Source organism: Flavobacterium ammonificans (assembly GCF_020886115.1).
Classification (GTDB): Bacteria; Bacteroidota; Bacteroidia; order Flavobacteriales; family Flavobacteriaceae; genus Flavobacterium; species Flavobacterium ammonificans.
In genome coordinates, this window is the sequence record NZ_AP025185.1 from 444795 (window position 1) to 468198 (window position 23404).

General features: G+C 33.9%; 16 protein-coding genes. 10 read left to right on the forward strand and 6 right to left on the reverse strand.

All coding sequences use genetic code 11. The features are described from left to right. Window positions 1-11: 11 nt before the first annotated feature. Window positions 12-839, reverse strand: a complete 828-nt coding sequence (locus tag LPC20_RS01995) for a succinate dehydrogenase cytochrome b subunit (RefSeq protein WP_229325984.1) — start codon at window positions 837-839, stop codon at window positions 12-14. Between the two features lie 349 nt (window positions 840-1188). Here LPC20_RS01995 and LPC20_RS02000 point away from each other — a divergent pair, with 349 nt between their 5' ends. From LPC20_RS02000 to LPC20_RS02010, 3 genes are all read left to right on the forward strand, one after another. Beyond that, a complete protein-coding gene (locus LPC20_RS02000) occupies window positions 1189-2550 on the forward strand; it encodes a hydroxymethylglutaryl-CoA synthase family protein (protein ID WP_229325986.1) in 1362 nt (453 codons plus the stop codon). A gap of 28 nt (window positions 2551-2578) precedes the next feature. Continuing rightward, on the forward strand, window positions 2579-3871 hold the full coding sequence (locus LPC20_RS02005; protein ID WP_229325988.1) for an aminopeptidase P family protein: 1293 nt from the start codon (window positions 2579-2581) through the stop codon (window positions 3869-3871). Between the two features lie 142 nt (window positions 3872-4013). Beyond that, the gene (locus tag LPC20_RS02010; protein ID WP_229325990.1) at window positions 4014-4805 is read left to right on the forward strand and encodes an alpha/beta fold hydrolase; all 792 of its coding nucleotides are present in this window, start codon (window positions 4014-4016) and stop codon (window positions 4803-4805) included. Here LPC20_RS02010 and LPC20_RS02015 read toward each other — a convergent pair. The 4 genes from LPC20_RS02015 to LPC20_RS02030 form a co-directional block, all read right to left on the reverse strand. Further along, entirely contained in the window at window positions 4802-7567 is a 2766-nt protein-coding gene (locus tag LPC20_RS02015; RefSeq protein WP_229325991.1) for a PD-(D/E)XK nuclease family protein, read from the reverse strand. The genes LPC20_RS02010 and LPC20_RS02015 overlap by 4 nt on opposite strands. A 63-nt stretch (window positions 7568-7630) precedes the next feature. Beyond that, window positions 7631-9067 carry an OmpA family protein gene (locus tag LPC20_RS02020; RefSeq protein WP_229325994.1) on the reverse strand — a complete coding sequence of 479 codons (1437 nt, stop codon included), beginning with the start codon at window positions 9065-9067 and terminating at the stop codon, window positions 7631-7633. 188 nt (window positions 9068-9255) lie between these two features. Beyond that, window positions 9256-9912: a hypothetical protein gene (locus LPC20_RS02025; RefSeq protein WP_229325996.1), complete on the reverse strand. Its 657-nt coding sequence runs from the start codon at window positions 9910-9912 to the stop codon at window positions 9256-9258. Window positions 9913-10074: 162 nt separating this feature from the next. Next, a complete protein-coding gene (locus LPC20_RS02030) occupies window positions 10075-13227 on the reverse strand; it encodes a UvrD-helicase domain-containing protein (protein WP_229327111.1) in 3153 nt (1050 codons plus the stop codon). A 209-nt stretch (window positions 13228-13436) separates the two neighbouring features. Between LPC20_RS02030 and rbfA the strand changes: the two genes are divergently transcribed. Both rbfA and LPC20_RS02040 read left to right on the forward strand, forming a co-directional pair. Beyond that, window positions 13437-13829 (forward strand): 30S ribosome-binding factor RbfA, encoded by a 393-nt coding sequence (gene rbfA / locus LPC20_RS02035; protein WP_229325998.1) that lies wholly within the window; start codon window positions 13437-13439, stop codon window positions 13827-13829. A gap of 1 nt (window position 13830) precedes the next feature. After that, on the forward strand, window positions 13831-15030 hold the full coding sequence (locus LPC20_RS02040) for an ABC transporter permease (RefSeq protein WP_229326000.1): 1200 nt from the start codon (window positions 13831-13833) through the stop codon (window positions 15028-15030). A 1-nt stretch (window position 15031) separates the two neighbouring features. On the opposite strand, the gene dusB is transcribed toward LPC20_RS02040, so the two are convergent. After that, window positions 15032-16024 (reverse strand): tRNA dihydrouridine synthase DusB, encoded by a 993-nt coding sequence (gene dusB, locus LPC20_RS02045; RefSeq protein ID WP_229327112.1) that lies wholly within the window; start codon window positions 16022-16024, stop codon window positions 15032-15034. Window positions 16025-16129: 105 nt separating this feature from the next. Here dusB and LPC20_RS02050 point away from each other — a divergent pair, with 105 nt between their 5' ends. The 5 genes from LPC20_RS02050 (at window position 16130) to LPC20_RS02070 (ending at window position 23402) form a co-directional block, all read left to right on the forward strand. Next, window positions 16130-17347 carry a helix-turn-helix domain-containing protein gene (locus LPC20_RS02050; RefSeq protein ID WP_229326002.1) on the forward strand — a complete coding sequence of 406 codons (1218 nt, stop codon included), beginning with the start codon at window positions 16130-16132 and terminating at the stop codon, window positions 17345-17347. A gap of 106 nt (window positions 17348-17453) precedes the next feature. Further along, window positions 17454-17810, forward strand: coding sequence for a hypothetical protein (locus LPC20_RS02055; RefSeq protein WP_229326004.1), 357 nt, complete (start codon window positions 17454-17456; stop codon window positions 17808-17810). An 11-nt stretch (window positions 17811-17821) separates the two neighbouring features. Continuing rightward, complete coding sequence (locus LPC20_RS02060) at window positions 17822-18487, forward strand: GIN domain-containing protein (protein WP_229326007.1); 666 nt, start codon at window positions 17822-17824, stop codon at window positions 18485-18487. A 127-nt stretch (window positions 18488-18614) separates the two neighbouring features. After that, window positions 18615-20411, forward strand: coding sequence for a translation elongation factor 4 (lepA, locus tag LPC20_RS02065; protein WP_229326010.1), 1797 nt, complete (start codon window positions 18615-18617; stop codon window positions 20409-20411). Between the two features lie 498 nt (window positions 20412-20909). Next, window positions 20910-23402: a YbcC family protein gene (locus LPC20_RS02070; RefSeq protein WP_229326012.1), complete on the forward strand. Its 2493-nt coding sequence runs from the start codon at window positions 20910-20912 to the stop codon at window positions 23400-23402. The last annotated feature ends 2 nt before the right edge of the window (window positions 23403-23404 follow it).

Sequence of the window (23404 nt, forward strand, 5' to 3'; positions counted from 1 at the left end):
CTGATGTTGATTTATTTTAAGAAAAAGTGAATGTAAACAGGAATAATAGCAAACAATAGCGGAACAATAATTGAAAATAAAACTCCTGCTTTTTTGATTGTTGGCGTATATTTAGGACTATTCAAACCAATCGATTGAAACGCACTTTGAAATCCGTGTAATAAATGGAATGCTAAAGTAAACATTGCCAAAACATATAAAATAGTAGCAATCAATCCTGTTTTTGGATCTTTAAAGAACGCTACAGTAATTTTGTGCAAATCTTTATATCCTTCTTTAATTTTAACATTGGCAGCAGCATCAAAGAATTCAGTTCTGTTTTCAATCTTAATCATTTTTTGATCTACTTGAGCTTTTGGAAGATAACCTCCGTCAGTAGTTAAATAGTACTCCTGCTCTTGGCCTTGAACACCAATCGAAATGGTTTGCAACGGCATATTTTTATCAAAATGCATTACAGCCCAAAAATTGACCATATGCGTTACTATAAAAACCAAAATAATAGTTCCTAAAACCGCCATATTTCTTGAAGAAAATGAACTGGAAGAACCATCTGTTTTCGCATAAGCAACAGGTCTTGCTTTTTTGTTTTGAATAGTTAAAACAATTCCATCGATAGCATGGAATAAAATAGAAATATAGGTAACGTAAGATAAAATTTTTACAGCGGGGTTGGTCGTCATAAACAACGCATACTGATTAAAGTGTAATGCGTCACTAAATATTAATTGAAGATTCCCTGCTAAATGCCCTAATAAGAACACACATAAAAATAAACCTGTAAAAGCCATCCAATATTTCTTAGCAATAGAAGACTTAAGAATTGCAGATTTTGCCATAATAATTTATATAAATTTTATTAAAAGTTGTACAAAAATAGGAGAAATCAAATTCAACTACAACCTTTTCGTTCTTATTTATAATGATTTTAAAGTGTTCTATAAAATATACTAACAAATCAATAAAAATAAGACTTAAATCCTATCAATACATAAACATTTCACAAAACTATCTAAATTAATAATTCTTATAAATACAGCAATGAAAGCGCCTAAAATTATAGATTTAGTAGTTTAAATTACTTTTAATTTTATTATCCGTAAAAATTATAAAACCACTGATTTTAATAGTTAAAAACAATTGTTTTTTGAGTCCCTAATTTTAAATTTACACAAACTAAAAAAACTAATGAAAACAGGAATTGACGCTATTGCTTTTGACGTTGCTCAAGTACATTTACCGATAAAATCTTTGGCAAAAGGACGAAATATTGAACCCGAAAAACTAGAAAAAGGGCTAGGCCTACTTAAAATGACATTGCCCGATGTACATCAAGATACTGTTGTTTTCGGTGCCAATGCCTTAACCAAATTAGTTTTAGAAAACCAAATCAATCTAAACGAAATTTCCAGAATTTATGTCGGTACTGAAAGTGCGATAGATAGTTCAAAACCCATTAGTTCCTTTTTAATTGCCTTGATGGAGCAAAAATTTGGTGAAGGAATTTTAGCCGAATGCGATGTGGTCGATTTTACTTTTGCCTGTATTGGCGGAGTGGATGCTTTACAAAACTGCTTGGACTTCGTACAACTCAATCCAAATAAAAAAGCCATTGTCGTTACCACTGATTTTGCTAAATACGATTTGAATTCGACAGGCGAATACACTCAAGGTGCAGGAGCTGTAGCGATGTTAGTGACTTCAAATCCTAAAATAATTGCGTTTGAAAACGAATGGGCAACCAGTACCAAAGGGGTTTTTGATTTTTTCAAGCCCTACCGAACTCTTTCTAAAGAAGCTATAACGGGCAATAACTCCAATGATACTTGGTTTAATAATTTAGAAGCCGAAATCGAAATTCACAAAGATCAACCGGTTTTTGACGGACAATATTCCAACCAATGCTATATGGATCGTACACGCAATGCATATTTTTCATTCAAAAAATTAAAAAACACTACCGAAACAATTTACAATACTTGGGAAAGCATCATCATGCACTTGCCGTATTCGTTTCAAGGACGCCGCATGTTGACTGAAATTTTTGCGCTAGATGCCGCTACTCCAATTCTTTCAGGTAATGAAGCTCCTACTGACTACCAAAACAAATTGAAAGAAGTAAGCAAATCAGATGAGTATCGTGCTTTTGTAACACAAAAATTACAACCTGCCGAAATCGCTTCATCACTAATTGGGAATTTATATACAGGTTCCATTTTCATGGGATTCCTGTCTACTTTGGCGCATTTTGCCAATACAAACGCACCAATTTCAGGAAAGAAATTTGGTTTCTTAGCCTACGGAAGTGGCTCAAAATCCAAAGTTTTTGAAGGTACGATTCAACCCGATTGGCAATTGGCTGTAGCCAAACCACAATTGTTTGAAACATTGGAAGTAAGCCATGAAATTGACTTTACTACTTACGAAAAACTCCATAAAAAAGAACAAAAACAAAGTGTTCGAACTCCTAAAAACGAATGGGTTTTAGATCGTATAGAAAATGAAAATCCAAATTTAATTGGTGCTAGATATTACAAATGGATTGATTAGATTTGTAATCTAATAATTTCTATTTTTTATGAAATACCATCCAATAGACCGCAATTTATTTATAAAAAACCGCGCTAAATTCACGGCTCTAATGAAGCCAAAAAGTGTAGCAGTTTTCAACTCGAACGACATTTACCCTATCAGTGCCGATAGTACCATGCCATTTGCACAACACCGCGATATATTTTATTTGAGTGGTGTGGATCAAGAAGAAAGTATCTTGTTGCTTTTTCCAGATGCACCTTACGAGCACCAAAGAGAAATGCTTTTCTTAAGAGAAACCAACGAACATATAGCCGTTTGGGAAGGCGAAAAGCTAACCAAAGAACGTGCTTTTGAAATATCTGGAATTAAAACCGTGTATTGGTTAACTGAATTTGAAAAAGTGTTGTTTGAATTGATGACACATTCTGAAACCATCTACATTAACACCAACGAACACTATCGCGCCACAGTTGAAACCGAAACTCGTGAGGCCCGTTTTGTAAAATGGTGGAAAGAGAAATACCCTGCACATGCTGTAGCTAAAAGCAATCCAATATTACAACGCATTCGTTCGGTAAAAGAAAATGTAGAATTGGAGTTAATCCAAAAAGCCTGCGACATTACCGAAAAAGGATTTAGAAGAGTCTTATCTTTTGTTCAACCTGACGTAACCGAATATGAAATCGAGGCCGAATTTGCGCACGAATTCCTTCGCAATCGTTCCAAAGGTTTTGCTTACACACCTATCATTGCTTCGGGAAATAATGCCAATGTATTGCACTATATCGAGAACAACCAAGCGTGTAAAGCGGGTGATTTGATATTACTAGACGTTGCAGCAGAATATGCAAATTATTCGAGTGATATGACCAGAACAATTCCAGTTTCGGGTCGTTTTACCGAAAGACAAAAAGCAGTTTACAATGCTGTTTTGCGTGTCAAAAACGAAGCTACTCAAATGCTAACTCCAGGCACTTTGTGGAAACAATACCATATTGAAGTGGGCAAAGTAATGACGTCTGAACTATTAGGTTTGGGGTTAATTGACAAAGCCGATGTGCAAAACGAAAATCCTGATTGGCCTGCCTATAAAAAATATTTTATGCATGGGACTTCACACCACATGGGATTGGACACACACGATTACGGAATCTTAACCGAGCCAATGCAGGCCAATATGGTATTTACTGTAGAACCAGGGATTTACATTCCAGCAGAAGGTTTTGGTATTCGTTTAGAAGATGATGTAGCAATACAAGAGAAGGGTTCGCCGTTCAACTTGATGCGCAATATTCCAATTGAAGTAGAGGAAATTGAAAGTTTGATGAACGCTTAAGCAGCAATTGTCTTAGATCAATTAATAAACCATCTATGTTTTAAACGCAGATTGGAGAAATTATAAAAATTAGTATAATTTCTTCAATCTGTGTTATAACAACTTTAGCCTTAATGACTAATTTTGTGCTTCTTTAAAAAGTATGACCAAAACGCTTCATTTTAAAAACACTACCATTAGCTTCACCGACCAAGGCAAAGGAACGGCTGTAGTTTTATTGCATGGGTTTTTGGAAAACAAAAAAATGTGGGATACTTTTATTCCTGAGTGGAGCAAAAAATTTCGTGTCATCACCATTGATTTATTGGGTCATGGTGAAACGGAATGTATGGGCTACGTTCATTCTATGGAAAACAACGCCGATGTAGTACATGAAATTCTTTCTGAATTACGTCTAAGAAAAGTGATCCTTGTAGGTCATTCTATGGGTGGTTATGTTGCTTTGGCTTTCGCCGAATTGTATCCAGATGCGGTAAAAGGTCTAGTGTTATTAAACTCAACTTCCAGAGCCGATAGTGACGAACGTAAAACCAATCGGGATCGTGCTATTAAAGCGGTAAAACAATCGTTTCAAAATTTTATTTCGTTATCCATCTCAAATTTATTTAGCGAAGACAACAGAGAACGTCTTTCGGAGGCAATTAACAACGTCAAACAAGAAGCTTTAAAAACTCCGCTTCAAGGTATTGTTGCTTCATTAGAAGGGATGAAAATCCGTATCGACCGAGAAGTTTTATTGCATTTAACTCCTTATCCGAAATTATTGGTTTTGGGCAAAAAAGATCCTGTTTTACATTACGAGGAAACGAAAGAACAAATTGAGGAGACGCAAGTTCAATTGTTGAGTTTCCCAGACGGACATATGTCGCACATTGAAAATCAAGAAGCTTTACAGGACAAATTATTGCAATTTTTTAAATCGGTGAAATCCTAATTGATTTTCTCTACAAAAGGAATCGTTTCTTCTAAAATTTCGGTGAGCAACAACACAATTTGTTCCAAATAATCGTCTAGAATTTCATGGGTGATGATGGAGGTAGCTTCTTTTCCTGTTTTAAAATTGAATGGCAGAAAACCCGCTTTTAAGTTTTTAAACGATATAATTCCAGCTTCTATTGGCAAACCTTTCACTTCATTTTGAAACATAAAAGCATAGGCTAAAACCTGAATAATTTTATCGTTTTTTATCTCCTCAGTCAGGCCGTCCCAACTGGACAAAGCAACACTTCCTTTTTCTACTTTTCCTGTTTTATAATCGATAATTCGGATGGTTCCGTTACGATTTTCGATTCGGTCTACATTCCCTTTAATCAAAACCGGAAAAGGTAATTTAGGATGTTCTAACAGTCGTTCATAGGTTTGTTCCAAAGCAATAATTTGGATTTTGTCACCCGATTTAATGGTTTCCAACTCAACTTTCAAGAAGTTTGACACATTGCGTTTTGCCACTTCAAAAGCTAACAAATTGCGTCCTTTCTTAATTTCGCCTTCTTTATATACCAATTTGAATTGTTTCAATACTTCGGTATCAACTTGCTTAAAACAATTTTGTATATCAAATTCAGAAATCAACCTTCCAATGAAAGGTTCATAAAGCGTTTTTAAGGTTTCGTGAATAATAGTTCCTAAGGTATTCAAAGCAATACTTTCTTCCACTTCCTCCACTTCTCGAATGCGAAGAATTTTTTGAAAATAAAAATCTATCGGATTCCTGATGTAACCCGTCAATGCTGAAGGAGAAAAACCCGCTTGTGCAATTTCTTTTAATCGCAACATCACAGATTCTGACTTTGGGACTTCCATAGGCAGATATGCTGTCTCAGGCAAAACTGCATTGTATATTTCTTGCGATAAATTATGATTGGCTTGTCTTTCTACCTCCAACTGGGTGATAAATCGACTTCTTTCGCCAGCATCCAAGCCTTCACTTTCAGTATTGTATAACAAATAAATGTTAGTCGCTCGTTGCAGCAAATGGTAGAAATGATAGGTATAAATAGCATCTTTTTCTTTGAATGTTGGCAAACCTAATTCCCGTTTCACATCATACGGAATAAAGGAATTGGACGATTTCCCCGCAGGAAATTTACCTTCATTCATAGACGTGACAATAACCGTATCAAAATCCAAAACCCTACTCTCTAAAACCCCCATAATTTGTAAGCCGTTTAGAGGTTCTCCTTCAAACGAAACCTCAGCAACATCTATCACTTGTTTATAAATGGCGTATAGCGTTTCAATCTTATCAATATGTTGGTGTTTTGAATAGTACGTAATCAATTTATTAATCACTTTGAAAATAGCAAAAACAAATGCTTTTGTTATCTTTTCCTCTTCATTATCGTTGCTTAAATTATTTTTCAAAGTCTGTAACAAACTAATAATGGTTTCCAAAACAGGAATGGCACCCGTCTCCCATTTTTTGAATAACATTAAAAATAATTCACTCGGATTTGGATTCAAATCCAATAACTTTTGGTGCGTAATGAAGGTATAATTATACTCATTAATGAGTTGCACTAATTCACGCGTTTGCGCATAGGGTTCCACTAAAGGATGAGTCAAAACATCCAAAACCTCTTTGTAATAGAACACATATCCCTTGTTGTTTCTCGACAACGAATTGGTGTGCATTTTAAATAATTTGGCTACCAAAATCTGTGCGGGATTATTCTTTGCCGAATACCCCATCGTAATATTTAATGCGCCAACCGAGGCCGGTAACGAATACAACAACGGAACCAGCAAACTTTCTTCACCTAAAACTACCGCAACTTTATCTAAGGATTTATCAGGATTTTCTAGAATGGTTTGTTCCAAAATACTCCCTGCAATTTTAGCTTGTCCTACTGACTTTGGAGTTCCGATTACCTGAATATTTTTAGTTCCAGAAAAATCGTTTACAATCCATTCAAATGGATGTGATTTATAATGCTTCCAGTTTTCTTTGAATCGGCGTAAAAACAGCCCTGCATCGTGATACGGGTCGTTCAGAAAAGTTTGATCAGCATCCCAATAAATTTTGGCTTGACCTACGGCTAAGAGTTCTTGAACAATTTTTTCTTCGGCAGCATTTAAAGCATTAAATCCTGCAAAAATGAATTGTTTATTTTGAACGGTATTTAAAAAATGAATTAAATTCTTAACCGCCTCTCTGTAAATCAATCCTTGGTAACCAATCCCTTTTGAAAGTAAATGATCGTATAAAGATTGGTAATAGTTGGGTAATAACTTCCAAAAATCAATATAGTTTTCGAGTAACTGTGTTTTATCTTCAACCTCAATTCCCCACTTTTTAATATCTTCAATATCCTTTAAGTAGGACAAAACATGAGGTGGCTCTAATAAATAACGATCAATCTCATTAAAATCCTGTAAAAGTGTTTTGGCCCAATTGGCAAACAATTCAAAAGACTGTTGTTGAGCAGTAGGTGTAATTGACAAATACACTTCGTAAAACTCAAACAACTGTTCGATAGTATCCACAGAACGAATTCCGGCAATATTTTGAATAAAATCTTCAATGCTAATTATTTCAGGCGAAAGCACTGTTTGGCTTAGCTGATTCTTTATAGCCTCAATTAAAAAAACCTTAGCTCGCTTATTAGGCAAAATAACAACTGTATTGGATAATTTATCCGAATAATTGTCAATAAGCACTGCTGCAATTTTATCTAAAAAAGAAGTATTTGTCATTCTATAAAAATAAAAAAACGCCCTGATAAATCAGGACGTTTTCTAAAAAATATTTAAAGTATATTATTTTTGTAATACTACTTCAGTTCTTCTGTTTTTAGCTTTTCCAGCAGCCGTTTTATTTGTTGCAACTGGCTTGCTTTCTCCATAACCAACAGCAGATAAATTTTCAGCTTTCATACCTCTTTCGATTAAAGCATTTCTAACTACGTCTGCTCTCTCTTGAGATAATTTTTGGTTGAATGCATCAGAACCATCACTATCAGTATGTCCTTCAATACTAAATTTAGCTGTAGGATATTGTTTCAATAAAGTAGAAATTGATTCAATTTTTACTGGAACATCTTCTGATCTGAAAGTAGCTTTTCCGCTATTGAAATAGATCATTTTAGCGTCTGCACTAACTTTATCTAAGTCAGCTGCGGTTACTTCTGGACATCCTTTGTTGCTAGCAGGACCTGCAACTTCTGGACATGCATCATCTTTATCAGCTACACCATCTTTGTCAGTATCAGCCCAAGGACAACCTGCATTTTCTTTAGGACCGGCAACAGATGGACATTTGTCATCTTTATCAGCAACTCCATCTTTATCAGCATCTGGACATCCTTTTAAAGAAGCCAAACCAGCAACTTGTGGACAAGCATCATTTGCATCAGTAACTCCATCACCATCAGCATCTGGGCATCCGTTCAAAGCAGCTAAACCAGCAACTTCAGGACAAGCATCACTTCCGTCTACAATTCCATCTCCGTCAGTATCAGGACATCCGTTGAATTGTTTCAAACCAGCAACATCTGGACAAGCGTCTTCTTTGTCATAGATTCCGTCGTTATCCGTATCTGTTCCACCAAATTTAAAAACTAAACCAGCAGTATGTTGAGAGAATGATGGAGCATCAGGAGTAGCGGTTCCAGGAACAACTCTCTCTCCAAAGGATTTTCTATATTTTGTAGTTAATTCTATTCCAAGATTTTCTGTTACCCAAAATGTAACTCCAGCTCCTGTATTAATAGTACCAAAACTAGCATCTCCAAAAAATGAATATCCTCCACCTACTGAAAGAGACGGATCAATTATTTTAGATTTGATTAGTGACTGGAATGAGTATCTAACAGTAGCATCAAGTCCATAATACGCTAAATCGCCTGGATTAGATACTAAATAACCACGTGAATCTGCACCAACTGCTGTTGGATTATAATTCACAAATTTACTAATCTTATTTACTGTACCAGAAACTCCAAAAGTGAAGTTGTCGCCAATATATTTAGAAACTCCAATATACGATATTGTAGGCAAAATATTCCAGTTATCTTTAACTGCAAAAGGTTGTGAAAAATGACGATCTAACCATTCGTGGCCGCCATCAGCTCCTGTTTTTGTGTCAATGGCATTTGCCCCAAAAGAGATAGCCCATGGATTATTACTGTCTTGCGCATTTGAGCTTAAACCCAAAATCATACAAATAGCAATTACAATTTTGTTGAAATGTTTCATACTTGATTTTTTAAATTACTTTAGTTAATTGTATCAAAAGTACTATAAAATTATTTAACTACAAAATTTCAATCCACAATGTAGTGCTAAATCATTGAAATTAAATACTTTGTGGAAGGTAGCAATTTTTCTACATAAAAAAACTCTAGCCTTTCGACTAGAGTTTTTTAAAAATTATATTAATTTACTTACTTAGTTTCTCCAAACTTAAATACTAAACCAAAAGAATGTTGTAAAAATGAAGGTGAATCAGGCATTTCAGCTATAGCTCTTTCCCCAAAAGATTTTTTGTAAGTTGAAGCTAATTCAAAACCTAAATTCTCTGTCATCCAATAAGTTACACCAATACCTGTATTTAGAGTTCCATAACTAGAATCTCCTAGGAAAGAATATCCAGCTCCAAATGAAGCAGTAGGCTCAAATGATTTTGATTTAATCAAACTTTGAAAACTATATTTCAAGAAAGTGTCCAATCCAAAATAAGAAAGATCTCCAGGATTAGTAACAACATAATTTCTAGCATCTCTTTCTGGTGATGTTGGATTAAGGGTAACAAATTTACTCATTTTGTTAGCAGATCCTGAAAAACCAAAACTAAAGTTGTCTCCAATATACTTCGATACTCCAATGTAAGAAATTGTTGGCAGCATGTTCCAATTTTGCTTAACTGCAAATGGATGTGACACGTGGTAATCCAACCAATTGTTTCCTCCAGTTGCACTTGTTCTTGTATCAATAGCATTCGCCCCAAAAGATACAGCCCATGGATTTTTACTGTCTTGTGCAAAAGAATTTAATCCAATTACAAGCAATACAGCCGTTACAATTTTGTTTAAATGTTTCATAGTTATTTTAAATTAATTAATAATAATTTGTGCTTTATTTTAAAATTTTTAACAAAAGTAGAATCAAATTTTAGAATATCAAAACAATTGACAATAATTCTTCTATACAATAAGCTATTCTTTAAAAGTAATTCGGAAAAAAATGGATTCCTTGATAATAAATTAATTCTCAAATTCAACTGTTATATCTTTTGCAATGTACACTAATGCTTTCTGAATTACTTTATAGCCCATATCTTCAATAGCTTTTTGGTAATTTTCCAATTGTATTTTATATTTCGGATTGGAAGCGCCTGTTTTATAATCCAAAAGAAAAACTTTATTGTTAGAATCAATCACCATTCGATCGGGTTTGATGGATTGTCCTTCCTTTTGAATGATAGTTTGCTCATTTAATACTTGATTTCCTTCTGCAAAATGATTCGATAACGACTCATGTTCTACAATACTTAAGATTGTTTGTAGGACAATGTCTCTTTGGCTAAATTGTATCAACCCATTTTCAAGGGCTTTGGTAATAGCAAGTTCAACATCATTTTTAGTTTTTACAAAGGATAAAATTTCGTGAATCACATTCCCATATTCAATAGCTTCTTGTTGATGGGTGCCCCACATTAAAGATTCTCGTTTTGCTATTTTGATATTTTTAGGGTTTAAAACTTCTGCCACAAAAGGAATAGTTTTAGTGCTATCTTCGTGTTTTTCTTCTAAAGATAATTTTGCTGAGTTCCCCAACTCATATTCGAATCGATCCTCTTGAAACAAACCTTGCGCTATTAAATAATTGATAAAAAAAGCACACATATTATTCTTTGGCACTTCGCCTTTGCTAGATAAATTTTTACTTGAAATAATATACAATTGCTCTTCAGCTCGGGTCAAAGCAACATACAACACATTAATATTGTCCAATAATTCTTCTTGCTTTTTAATAGTGTATAACTCTAATGCATCCTCTCCAAACCCTTCTACGGCAGTGCTATTGTCAATTAAAACTTTTGGCAAACCAACCGTTTCTTCCTCGGCATTCAACCACAATTTATCTTTAGGTTTTCGACTATAATCTTCCTCAGCAAAAGGCATAATTACCACTGGAAATTCCAATCCTTTGGATTTGTGAATGGTCATAATTCGTACAGCATTGGTACCTTCGGGTGACGGAATGCTGAATTTCTCAGCGCTTTTATCCCAAAAATCCAGAAAATCAGCAACACCTGCCTGATTGCGAATGTCTCTTTCTAATACGATATCCATAAAATATTGCACATAACTAGAAGTACGAAGCGCTGGTGAAATAAATTTACTTACTATAATTTCTACTGCTTCGTATAGGGATTTTTTTCGGAGATTTTGAAAGGATAAATCCAAATTAAATTGCAACAACCAATTTTCAAATTCGGTTTCTTGAGCCAACACTTTGCCTTTAGCAATAAAATCATGTACTGGTAGTTGTTCTTGAGCGTGCAAAGCCAAATAATGTAAGAAATGAGCTTTGGCATCTACATCAGTACTATTTTTTAAATATCTTAATAAATGAATAATAAATCGTACCTCGGTCGCATTTTGAATCATCAAAGTTTCAGACGACAATAGAGGAACACCTTGCTCTGTTAGATAATTTGCCACTGCAATTCCTTGTCCGCGTTTGCGGGTCAAGATGACAATATCTTTATATTCAAAACCTTTTTCAAGTACCTTATTTATGGTCTCCAAAGTAGCTTGCACATACATTTCGGTTTTGTCCAATGCTTCTTCTTCTGTTTCCGATGTGTCTGGAAGAAACGAAATATTGACATAGCCGCCTGTTTTGGAATTTACTTTTTGATGACTGTGATTTTCATACAAATCTTTGTAATCAGGATGCTGAAATTCATTAGCCATTAATTTAAAAAAGCTGTTGTTGAATTCAATAATTTGGGAATACGAACGGTAATTGTATTCCAATTGAGTTAATTTCTTATCTGGGTTGTTGAATGGATTTTCATCTTTACTCAACTCAATAAATTGCTCTGCTTTTCCGCCACGCCAGCGGTAAATAGATTGTTTGGGGTCGCCCACAATCATCAAAGTCCCTTTAACTCCATATTCGTCTTGACCGGAAAGCGCATTATCAATAAGCGGAATCAAATTTTGCCATTGCATCTCGGAAGTATCCTGAAATTCGTCAATAAAAAAATGACGGTAGCGTTCGCCTAAACGTTCATATATAAAAGGAGCCGGTTGGTTTTGAATTTCTCTATGAATTAACGCATTGAATTCGGTAATGGATAAAATATTTTGTTCTTGTTGAATTTTAGCCAATTCATTACTGACTGTATTCAACAACGACAAAGGCGTAATGTTTTTTAAGAACGCTTTATAAAAATAAATCTTTTCAAATAAGGCATAGACTTTAGACAAAATAGCTAACAAATCAGGAATAATAGCTTCAATAATTGCGCGATCAGTTGCTGTTTTATTGATGGCAACATCGTCCACTTCCTTGAACATTTTATTTTTGGGATTGAATTTCCCAGCTTGAATGCTTGCAATGTGATTGGGAAAAGTACCTCTTGAAAACGATTTTACGTCAATGCCTTTTTGTTCAATAAGCGCGGCCGCTTCGTCACCTAAAACATTGGTTTCTTTTTCTAAATCCTCACAAACAGCCGTTAGTTTTTTCTTGATTTCGAGAAATTCAGTAATCGATTTATCTTGAAAATGGGTGATTTCATTTCGATTGTTTTCATTCAGAACTAATTTTCCGGTTTCTAAAATTTCACGGGAAATGTCCCAAGATTTATCATCGTCGGTTTTTTCCATAGTGAAATCGACTAATAAATTAGTCAAAATTTCGTCTTCGCCTGCTTTTGCAATAATAGCATCTACGGCTTCAATCAATAAATTTTCGGTATCCAATGACACTTCAAACGTCATGGGTAAATTCAAATCGTGTGCAAAAGCACGAATCACTTTATGTGTAAATTTATCGATAGTTGAAATGTCAAAAGCAGCATAATTATGAATGATGTGCTTGATGATCTGTTGTGACTTGGTTTTAATTTGGGCAATGGAAAGTCCTGTGTCCACTGACAAATCTTGCATTAAATCTTGCGCCTTTGAAGATGGATTTTCTTTAGCAAATTCGGACAAACTTCCCACAATTCGGCTTTTCATTTCGTGTACCGCTTTGTTGGTAAACGTAATGGCTAAAATGTTTCGATATGCATCATTTTTGGGCGAAGTCAAGATGATTTTTAAATATTCTTTGACCAAGGCATAGGTTTTTCCAGAACCGGCTGAGGCGTCGTAAATCGAAAAGGAGTGTCTTTGCATCATTTGGGTTTATAATTGTATTCGGGTACTGAAAACGAAACTCCTAGCCCTTCCCGAAGTTTCGGGAGAAGCGGCATCCTTTTTATTGAAGACTGAGGCACCCGAAGTCCTCAATAAAAAGATATAGCTTAAAGCAGGATTAGCTTCTCGGAATTTTGGTTCGATTTAAAATTTGTTCGAATAAAGTTTAAAAGTAGTATTTTTGCATCATGGAAACAAATAGACAGAAAAAAATAGGTGGCGTTATCCAAAAAGATTTGGTGGATATCCTACAAGGTGAAGTGAGAAAAAATGGAATAACCAATTTGATTATTTCCGTATCCAAAGTCGCAGTGACTTCAGATTTGTCTGTTGCCACAGTATATTTAAGTATTTTCCCGCAGGAGAAAGCCAAAGAAACTTTAGTGGCAATCAAGTCGAATTCTACTTTAATTAAACACGATTTATCGCAACGTGTGCGTTTACAATTGCGTAAAGTGCCCAACTTAGTTTTCTTTATTGACGATTCTTTGGATTATATCGAAAAAATTGACAAGGCATTAGCCAACAGAGATAACCCAATTGAAAACAGAGAACTTTTAGAAAAACGCAGACAATCTTAAATTGAACTTCCCTCTTTATATAGCCAAACGATACAGCATCAGTACTAGTAAAAACAATGCTATTAACATCATTAATCGAATTGCTAGTATGGGAATTATTATTGGCGCACTAGCTCTTTTTGTGGTGCTGTCGGTATTTAGCGGACTAAAAGAATTTAGTCTTTCGTTTACCAATGCGATGGACCCCGATTTAAAACTCAATTCTACTTTAGGGAAATCCATTTTGATTACACCCGAACAAGAGCATCAAATCAAACAAATTGACGGACTTGTTTCCTATTCCAAAATTATTGAAGAACGGGTGCTTTTTACCTTTGACGGCAAACAAGAAGTAACCTACTTAAAAGGAATTGACAGTTTGTTTACCAAAGTCAACCCCATTGAAAAAAATCTTTTTAACGGACAATGGCTCGCTCCAAACACGAATCAAGTAGTGGTGGGTTACGGCATTGCCCAGAAATTCTCTATGGGATTATTGGACTTCAACAGACCGCTAGAAGTTTTTGTTCCAAAACCCGGAAAAGGCGCTATCGAAAATCCAGAACAAGCTTTCAATCAATCGGATTTATTGCCGATTGGGATTTATACCGTCAACGAAGATTTGGATTCCAAATATGTTTTTGCTGATTTGGGTCTTGCCCAAGAATTGTTAGAATACCAGCCGAACCAAGTATCGGGATTGGAAATCAAAATTGAGAAAGGAGCCAATGAAAAAGTTATTATAGAACAATTACAATCTATTTTCAAAAATACGATCACGGTAAAAAACAGAGCGCAACTGAACGAATCGCTTTATAAAATGCTGAATACCGAAAATATTGCGGTTTATTTAATTTTTACTTTGGTAATCGTAGTGGCGCTTTTCAACTTAATTGGTGCGCTCATTATGATGATTTTGGACAAAAAAGGCAACTTGAAAACCTTATTCAACTTGGGTGTCGAAATTAAAGATTTACGTAAAATATTCTTGCTGCAAGGCACTTTGTTGAGTGTTTTTGGGGGAGGAATCGGACTCATTTTAGGGATTGGAATTGTGGTATTGCAACAACAATTTCAGTTGATTATGATTACGCCTACTTTAGCCTATCCAGTAGTGTTTACTGTAGAAAATGTTTTGATTGTTTTAGGAACGATTATTTCGCTTGGATTTATCGCATCTTTAATTGCGAGTAGCCGTGTGAGTAAGAAGTTATTGGATTAATTTACACAAACTCATAACCCGCATACACCTCTTCAATTTCTTTCATCACGCTAAACAAATCTTCTGCCTCATCAGTAGTAACTAATTTTTGTTTGTAGTCTTTGAAAGAATGAATGCCTTTGAAATAATTCGTATAATGACGACGCATTTCTACAATACCCAATCGTTCGCCTTTCCATTCCATCGACCAAATTAAATGGTTTCGAGCCGCTTCCACTCGGTCAATAACGGTAGGTGCTGGTAAGTGTTCGCCGGTTTTAAAGTAATGTTTGATTTCGTTAAAAATCCAAGGATAACCAATAGCGGCACGACCAATCATAATGCCGTCAATACCGTATTCGTTTTTATATTGCAAGGCTTTTTCTGGAGAATCAATATCTCCGTTTCCAAAAATAGGCATTGTAATTCTAGGATTGTTTTTTACTCGGGCAATGTGCGACCAATCCGAATGGCCTTTGTACATTTGAGCTCTTGTTCTCGCGTGAATAGACAAAGCTTGTACACCAATATCTTGCAAACGCTCAGCTACCTCATCAATATTAATAGAATTTTCATCCCAACCCAAACGGGTTTTTACGGTTACAGGTAAATCGGTACTATCAATTACGGCTTTGGTTAACCGAATCATTAAATCCACATCTTTCAAAACACCTGCTCCAGCGCCTTTGCAGACCACTTTTTTTACAGGGCAACCAAAATTAATATCAATCAAATCGGGGTTAACAGTCGAAACAATCTTAGACGACATTGCCATCGCTTCTTCATCGCCACCAAAAATTTGGATCCCAACTGGACGCTCGTAATCAAAAATATCGAGTTTTTGACGGCTCTTGATCGCATCGCGAATTAACCCTTCTGAAGAAATAAATTCCGAATACATCATATCGGCGCCGTGTGTTTTACACAATCTACGAAACGGCGGATCGCTCACGTCTTCCATGGGCGCAAGTAGTAAAGGAAAATCAGGTAATTCTATGTTGCCAATCTTAATCAAGGTGCTATTTTTTTGCAAAGATAGTTAAGATAATTTAGTTATGAAATTTAAACCCTAGCCTAACCTTCATTTGAGATTAATAATTAATTTTACGAAAAAATCTATATGCTCTTCCAATTTGGGTTTTACAGTTCGGTTTTACTTATTTCATTCACACATGGAATAATTTATAGTGCTTTATTACTTTCTAAGGCAATTAAAAACGAAAATAAATCTGATTATTGGCTAAGTTTATTTATTTTTCTATGCAGCCTATACATTGCACCTTGGATGCTTGGTTTTGCTGGGTGGTATGATAATCAACCATATAGAGATTTGTTATTTTATATACCATTTCAACATTTATTCTTTATTGGTCCGATTATCTTTTTTTATACACAAAGTTTATTAAATCCTTATTTTAGGTTTTCTAAAAAAGAAACGGCTCATTTATTTCCTGGTACTCTTTACCTAATATACACATTTGCCATCTGGGTTTATGATAAATATATTTTTGAGGGTTATTTTTTCTATGAAGATGGAATAGACAAAGATTTTGAATACTGGTATCAAAAGCTCGGCTTGATTTCTATGGTTACCTATTTTATTTTGAGTATTCGATACTATAATGTATACAAAAAACTGATGTTTCAGGTTGTAAGTTATGCAGATTCTATTTTATTCAAATGGGTAAAAACCTATTTAATTGCTTTTTTAATAATGTTGCTTTTACCAATTACTTTTGATATTATGGGGTTTTTATTTCCTGAAATGAAATCATATCAAGGAAGTTGGTGGTTTTTTCTATTCTTTTCAATTGTAATGTATTACATTGCTGTTACTGGATTTTCAAATCCAGTAAATTCAACAATTCCGTTTAAAATGTCTTTTTTTGATAAAAATCCGATTCTATTACTTGATTCACACAATGAGAATGAAACTGAAACAGTAATTGATATTGAACACGAAATATTTCAAGAATCAAATTCGCCCGAAATTTCTCTTTGGAAATCTAAAATTGAAACCTTAATTCAAGAAGAAAAATTATATCAAAACCCTGAATTAACGCTTAACGATTTGGCAAAAAAACTAGAAACAAATGCTTCTGTAATTTCCAAAACCATCAATCAAGGTTTTCAAATGAATTTTAACGACTGTATCAATAATTATAGAATTGAAGCTGTGAAAAATAGTTTTGCTGAAGGCGAACACAAAAAATCTACGTTATTAGGAATAGCATACGATTGCGGATTTAACTCTAAAGCAACTTTCAACCGTGCTTTCAAAAAAAATACTGGAACAACTCCAAAAGAATTTATAGAAATGTTGTATCCTATACATTAACAATGCTTTGCAAATTTATTTAATTAGTCTCAAATCATAATTTGAAGCGATTGATGATGACTAATGGTGCAACTTTGCCCTATTATTAATCATTAAAATTTAAATCATGAAAACAGTTATTACATTATTTGTTATTCTATTACTCACTTCTTCTTGCGGTATTTTTAATTCTCTAAATTCCAACACAACTATTAAACCTAACGATAGTTTTGTTCTAGGGAATAATGAACACGGGGCATTTAAAGTTACATTGAAGAATATTTCAAATCATGAATTAAGAATTTTTATGGCGCCCATTTCAGGAGGCACTCACTCTCCTATTGTTGTTGTGCCAAATGAGACTGTAAAAGTAAAAGCAGATAAAAATACAGCTTTAGTTATTGAGAATAAATCCTCTGAGCAAGCTAATGTTATGCTAAAAGTAACTGGCGATATTGGGTTATCTATGGGTTATAAAAACTAATTTTTATAATTATGATAAAATTAATCGTAACCTTAATAATGGCTTTACTGTCAACTTTTACAAACGCCCAACTACGAGGCTCAGGAAAAACAATCACAAAAACTTATGATTATAATAATTTCGACAAACTATCATTTCAAGATTTAGACGGTAAAATTGAGGTCGAAACAGGAAAAGAATTTAGTATTTCGGTTATAATTGATGACAATTTATTTCCAATATTAGGTTTCGAAGAAAATAATTCAAAGAATGAACTAAAATTATTTTTCAAAAATAACGCTAATAACAAAAAATACATTGAAAACACAAACATCAAAATCATGATTTCAATGCCAAAAATTCTCGAATTAAATCATTCGGGAAATAGTAATTTAATTGTTTCAAATCTATCAGGAACCAATTTCAAACTTAAAAATTCTGGAAACGGAATAATAAAAATTTCTGGGTCAATTGATTTATTGGAAATAATTAACACTGGAAATGGTAACACCAAAGCCGAAAAACTTCTTTCAAAAAATGCAAAAATAAAGTGTTCTGGAAACGGCAATGTTTATCTAAATGTCTCTAATGATTTAAATGGTAAAGCTACAGGGAATAGTACGATTTTCAATTTTGGGATAGCCCAATTTAATGCCCAATCATCCAAATCAGGAAACGCAAGACTTATCGAACAATAAAATTTTTATTCAATACTCAACATTAATTATTGTTCAATCTACAATCAAAGTTTTTACTCTATATTTGCAGATTAAAAGCCTTCTCAAATTACTTTTTGAATTTTGAACTTGATATTGAAATTGAATAATGAAACACATTAGAAATTTTTGCATAATTGCCCACATTGACCACGGAAAAAGTACGCTTGCCGACCGATTACTTGGCGCGACACAAACCGTAACTGCTCGTGAAGAAAAAGCGCAGTTGCTGGACAATATGGACTTGGAACGTGAACGTGGAATTACCATTAAAAGTCACGCGATTCAGATGGAATATACTTACCAAGGTCAAGAGTATATCTTGAACTTGATTGACACTCCTGGACACGTGGATTTTAGCTATGAAGTTTCTCGTTCTATTGCGGCTTGCGAAGGTGCTTTGCTGATTGTAGATGCGGCGCAAAGTATTCAGGCACAAACGATTTCTAATTTATATTTGGCTTTGGAAAACGACTTGGAAATTATTCCGGTTTTGAACAAAGTAGATTTACCAAGTGCTAACCCAGAAGAGGTAAGCGACGATATTATTGATTTATTAGGTTGTAAACTAGAAGATATTATTCACGCTTCAGGGAAAACAGGTTTTGGTGTTGAAAACATTTTAGCTGCCATTATCGAAAAAATTCCGGCGCCAAAAGGAAACAAAGACGAACCTTTACAGGCATTAATCTTTGACTCTGTTTACAATCCTTTCCGCGGAATAGAAGTTATTTTCCGTGTCATTAATGGCGAAATCAAAAAAGGACAAAAAATTAAATTCATGGCTACTGGCAATGAATATTTTGCTGATGAAATTGGTACATTAAAATTAAATCAAGTTCCGAAACAAGTCATTTCAGCTGGAGATGTTGGATACTTAATATCAGGAATTAAAGAAGCCAAAGAAGTAAAAGTGGGTGATACTTTGACCGATGCCAAAGACCCAACAAAAAATATGATTACAGGATTTGAGGATGTAAAACCAATGGTTTTTGCCGGAATTTATCCTGTTGATACTGAAGATTATGAGGACTTACGTTCGTCAATGGAAAAACTCCAATTGAACGATGCGTCGTTAGTTTTTGTAGCAGAAAGTTCGGCAGCTTTAGGATTTGGTTTCCGTTGCGGATTCTTAGGAATGTTGCACATGGAAATTATTCAAGAGCGTTTGGAACGTGAGTTTGACATGACTGTTATTACTACAGTTCCTAACGTTTCGTATTTGGCTTACACCAAAAAAGATCCTGAAACGCCACTTATTGTAAACAACCCTTCTGACTTGCCTGAGCCTTCTAAATTAGACCGAGTAGAAGAACCGTATATTAAAGCCACAATTATTACTAAAGCCGATTTCGTTGGAAACGTAATGAGTTTGTGTATTGAAAAACGCGGACTGATTACTAATCAAACGTATTTGACTACTGAACGGGTGGAGTTGAATTTTGATATGCCATTGGCAGAAATCGTATTTGATTTTTACGACCGTTTAAAAACGGTATCTAAAGGATATGCGTCTTTCGATTATTCACCAATTGGAATGCGAACTTCTAAATTAGTAAAACTAGATGTATTGTTAAATGGGCAAACGGTAGATGCACTTTCTGCTTTGATCCACGAAGATAATGCTTACAATATTGGTAAAAAAATGACCGAAAAATTACGTGAATTAATTCCAAGACAGCAGTTTGATATTCCAATTCAAGCAGCTATTGGAGCTAAAATCATTGCTCGTGAAACCATCAAAGCCTTACGTAAAGACGTTACGGCTAAATGTTATGGAGGAGATATTTCACGTAAGCGTAAATTATTAGAAAAACAGAAAAAAGGGAAGAAACGTATGCGTCAGGTAGGAAACGTAGAGATCCCACAAGAAGCCTTTATGGCGGTATTGAAATTGAACGATTAATTATTTATTCATTCCTATTTTGATATTTTTTTAATAGTTTTGTACGACAATCCCTTTCAATTATAATGACTAAAAAAATATTATTTATACTAACAATTCTCACCTACTCTGTATGTGGTAACTTATTGTATAGTAATAATTTGCTTAACTATAGTAATTATAAGAATTACAAATTTGAGATTAAAAAAAATCATAGATTTTCTGCTATAAATGAAATCGAAAATGATTTTCAATTTATCAATTTTGATATTGAAGAGGACAACGGATTTGATGATGATCTAGAAAAACAGTTTGCTCCTATTTATTCAGACTCTAATTCAGGTTCTTATTTCAAAAAACAAAAAAGTTACAATACTTCACTTTTTTGTATTCTTCATAAAAAAATCCCTCTTTACGATCTTTTTTGTATCTGGAAGCTACATATAAGCTAATACGATATTCCTAAACTGTTTGCTAACTAGCAAACCAATATTGTTATTAACTTAATATTAGCTCATAATGAATTTAACTTCATTGCGATTTGTAGAAGAAGTAACTCTTCACAAACTTTCGCATTTTCTGCCTGCACAAAATCCGTTGAAAGACTTTGTGCATCATAACACATTACATGCTTTTCAGGATAAAGACTTTTTTACTGCATTACAAGAATCATCTGAAATATTTGGTTACAAAACATTTTTACCTCTTTCGGATTTTAGAAAGAAGTTAAAAAGCAATAAAATAAATGCTGCCATTTTAGATAAAATCATCTTTGAGAAAAAAGGAGAAGACAACTTTTTTACTTGGAAAGAAAATGTTCTACATAAAAATTACGACGAAGCTGTTTATCCAAAAATTGGAAAACTAAGAAGTCTTTGGAAAGAGAAATACGCCATAAACTTAGATAAATCTTCTCATGGTATTCTTTTCAGAATTTTGTGTAGTTATTTAGATCAAGGTATTTCGGTTTGGACATTTCCTGTTCATAAAGACGGATTTTTAGCTTCAATAAAAGAATTAGAAAGTAATGGTGTTTTTAGTATTTTTTCAACGGCAAGAGCAAAGAAATTACTAAATGAAAATACTTCCATTTATAAATTACTTCAAATTATAGTTGGAGAGGGTTTGTATTTTGAAAATTATCTTTTTGATCAACAATTTTCTCATCCTGGATGGAGCGGCATGATTGCAACTTTAGAAAACAATCCCACTTCGTTATTAGATGAAAGAAAAATAACTTTAAAAGAAATGATCACTTTTGAATTGCTTTTAGAGATTGATACTTTGGATCAAAAGTTTGGAGAAAACTGGGAACCTTTAATCACTAAAATTAATTTTGATGCTGAAAATTTATTTTCACAATCACCTTATTCAGAATATTTTGAAGTACTTTCTATTTGGCAAGAAGCTTTTGAATGGACATTTTACAATCAAGCTTTAACTGGCTTACAAGATAAAACGGGTGTAAAAATCTCAGAAGAAACCACAAAATTTCAAGCTTTATTTTGTATGGACGACAGAGAATGCTCATTCAGAAGACATATAGAAGCTTTAGAACCTAGTGTAAAAACCTTTGGAGTAGCAGCATTTTTTAACTTCGAATTTTTCTATCAACCCATAAATGGAAAATTCTTTACCAAATTATGTCCAGCACCGGTTACGCCTAAATTTTTAATTAAAGAATTACCGAGAAAAAAGAAAAGTGCAAAAGATTATCATTACCATAAAAAATCTCATTCTTTAATATTTGGTTGGCTTATTTCTCAAACTTTAGGGTATACCTCAGCGTTTAAATTATTTTTAAATATTTTTAAACCAAGTATGTCTCCTGCTACTTCAGCTTCCTTCAAACATTTGAATAAAAAGTCACAATTAGTAATTGAAAACACCAATCCAGAAGATAAAATAGACGGTTTACAAGTAGGATTTTCTATTGAAGAAATGGCAAATCGTGTAGAAGGCATCCTGAAAACTATTGGTTTGGTTAAGAATTTTGCTCCCATAGTTTATGTAGTAGGACATGGAGCGACTAGTGTAAACAATACTCACTTTGCAGGTTACGATTGTGGCGCATGCAGCGGAAGACCAAGTAGCGTAAATGCAAAAGTATTAAGTTTCGCTGCCAATCATTTGAAAGTACGTGACATTCTAGCCGAAAGAGGTATTATTATTCCAAAAGACACGCAGTTTCTACCGGCTTTACATGATACTACTAGAGATGAAATTGTTTTTTACGATGAGACTTATTTATCTGAAAAAAATAAAATATTTCATGTAAAAAACAGTAAAATATTTACCAATGCGCTTGCAAATAACGCCAAAGAACGCTCTAGAAGATTTGACACCATTAATTCTGACGAAAGTATTTCAAAAGTTCATGAAAAAATAAAAAATCGTTCGGTTTCATTATTTGAACCTCGACCTGAATTGAATCATGCGACAAATGCCATGTGTATTGTGGGAAGAAGAAGTGTTTCAGACCATGTGTTTTTAGACCGTCGCTCGTTTATGAATTCATTTGATTATGAAGTAGATCCAAAAGGTGATTATTTAGCTGGAATTTTGAATGCAGTAGCGCCAGTAGGAGGCGGAATTAATTTAGAATATTACTTCTCTAGAGTTGACAATCAAAAACTCGGTGCGGGATCCAAATTACCACATAATGTAATGGGATTAATTGGAGTTGCTAATGGAATTGACGGAGATTTAAGACCTGGTTTGCCAAGTCAAATGATTGAAGTTCATGATCCATTACGCTTGTTAATTGTAGTAGAACATTTTCCTGAAATAGTAAAATATGCCATAACAAAAGTTCCTGCAACCTACGAATGGTTTATTAATAACTGGGTAAATTTAGTAGTAATTTATCCTGAAACTAAAGAACTTTTCCGTTTTGTAGATGGTGAATTTGTACTTTATAATCCAATTTCATTTGATATAAAAACAACAAATAATTCATTGGAATATGCTATGACTAGTTCAGAAAATTTAAACATAACTCTAATAAAATAAGA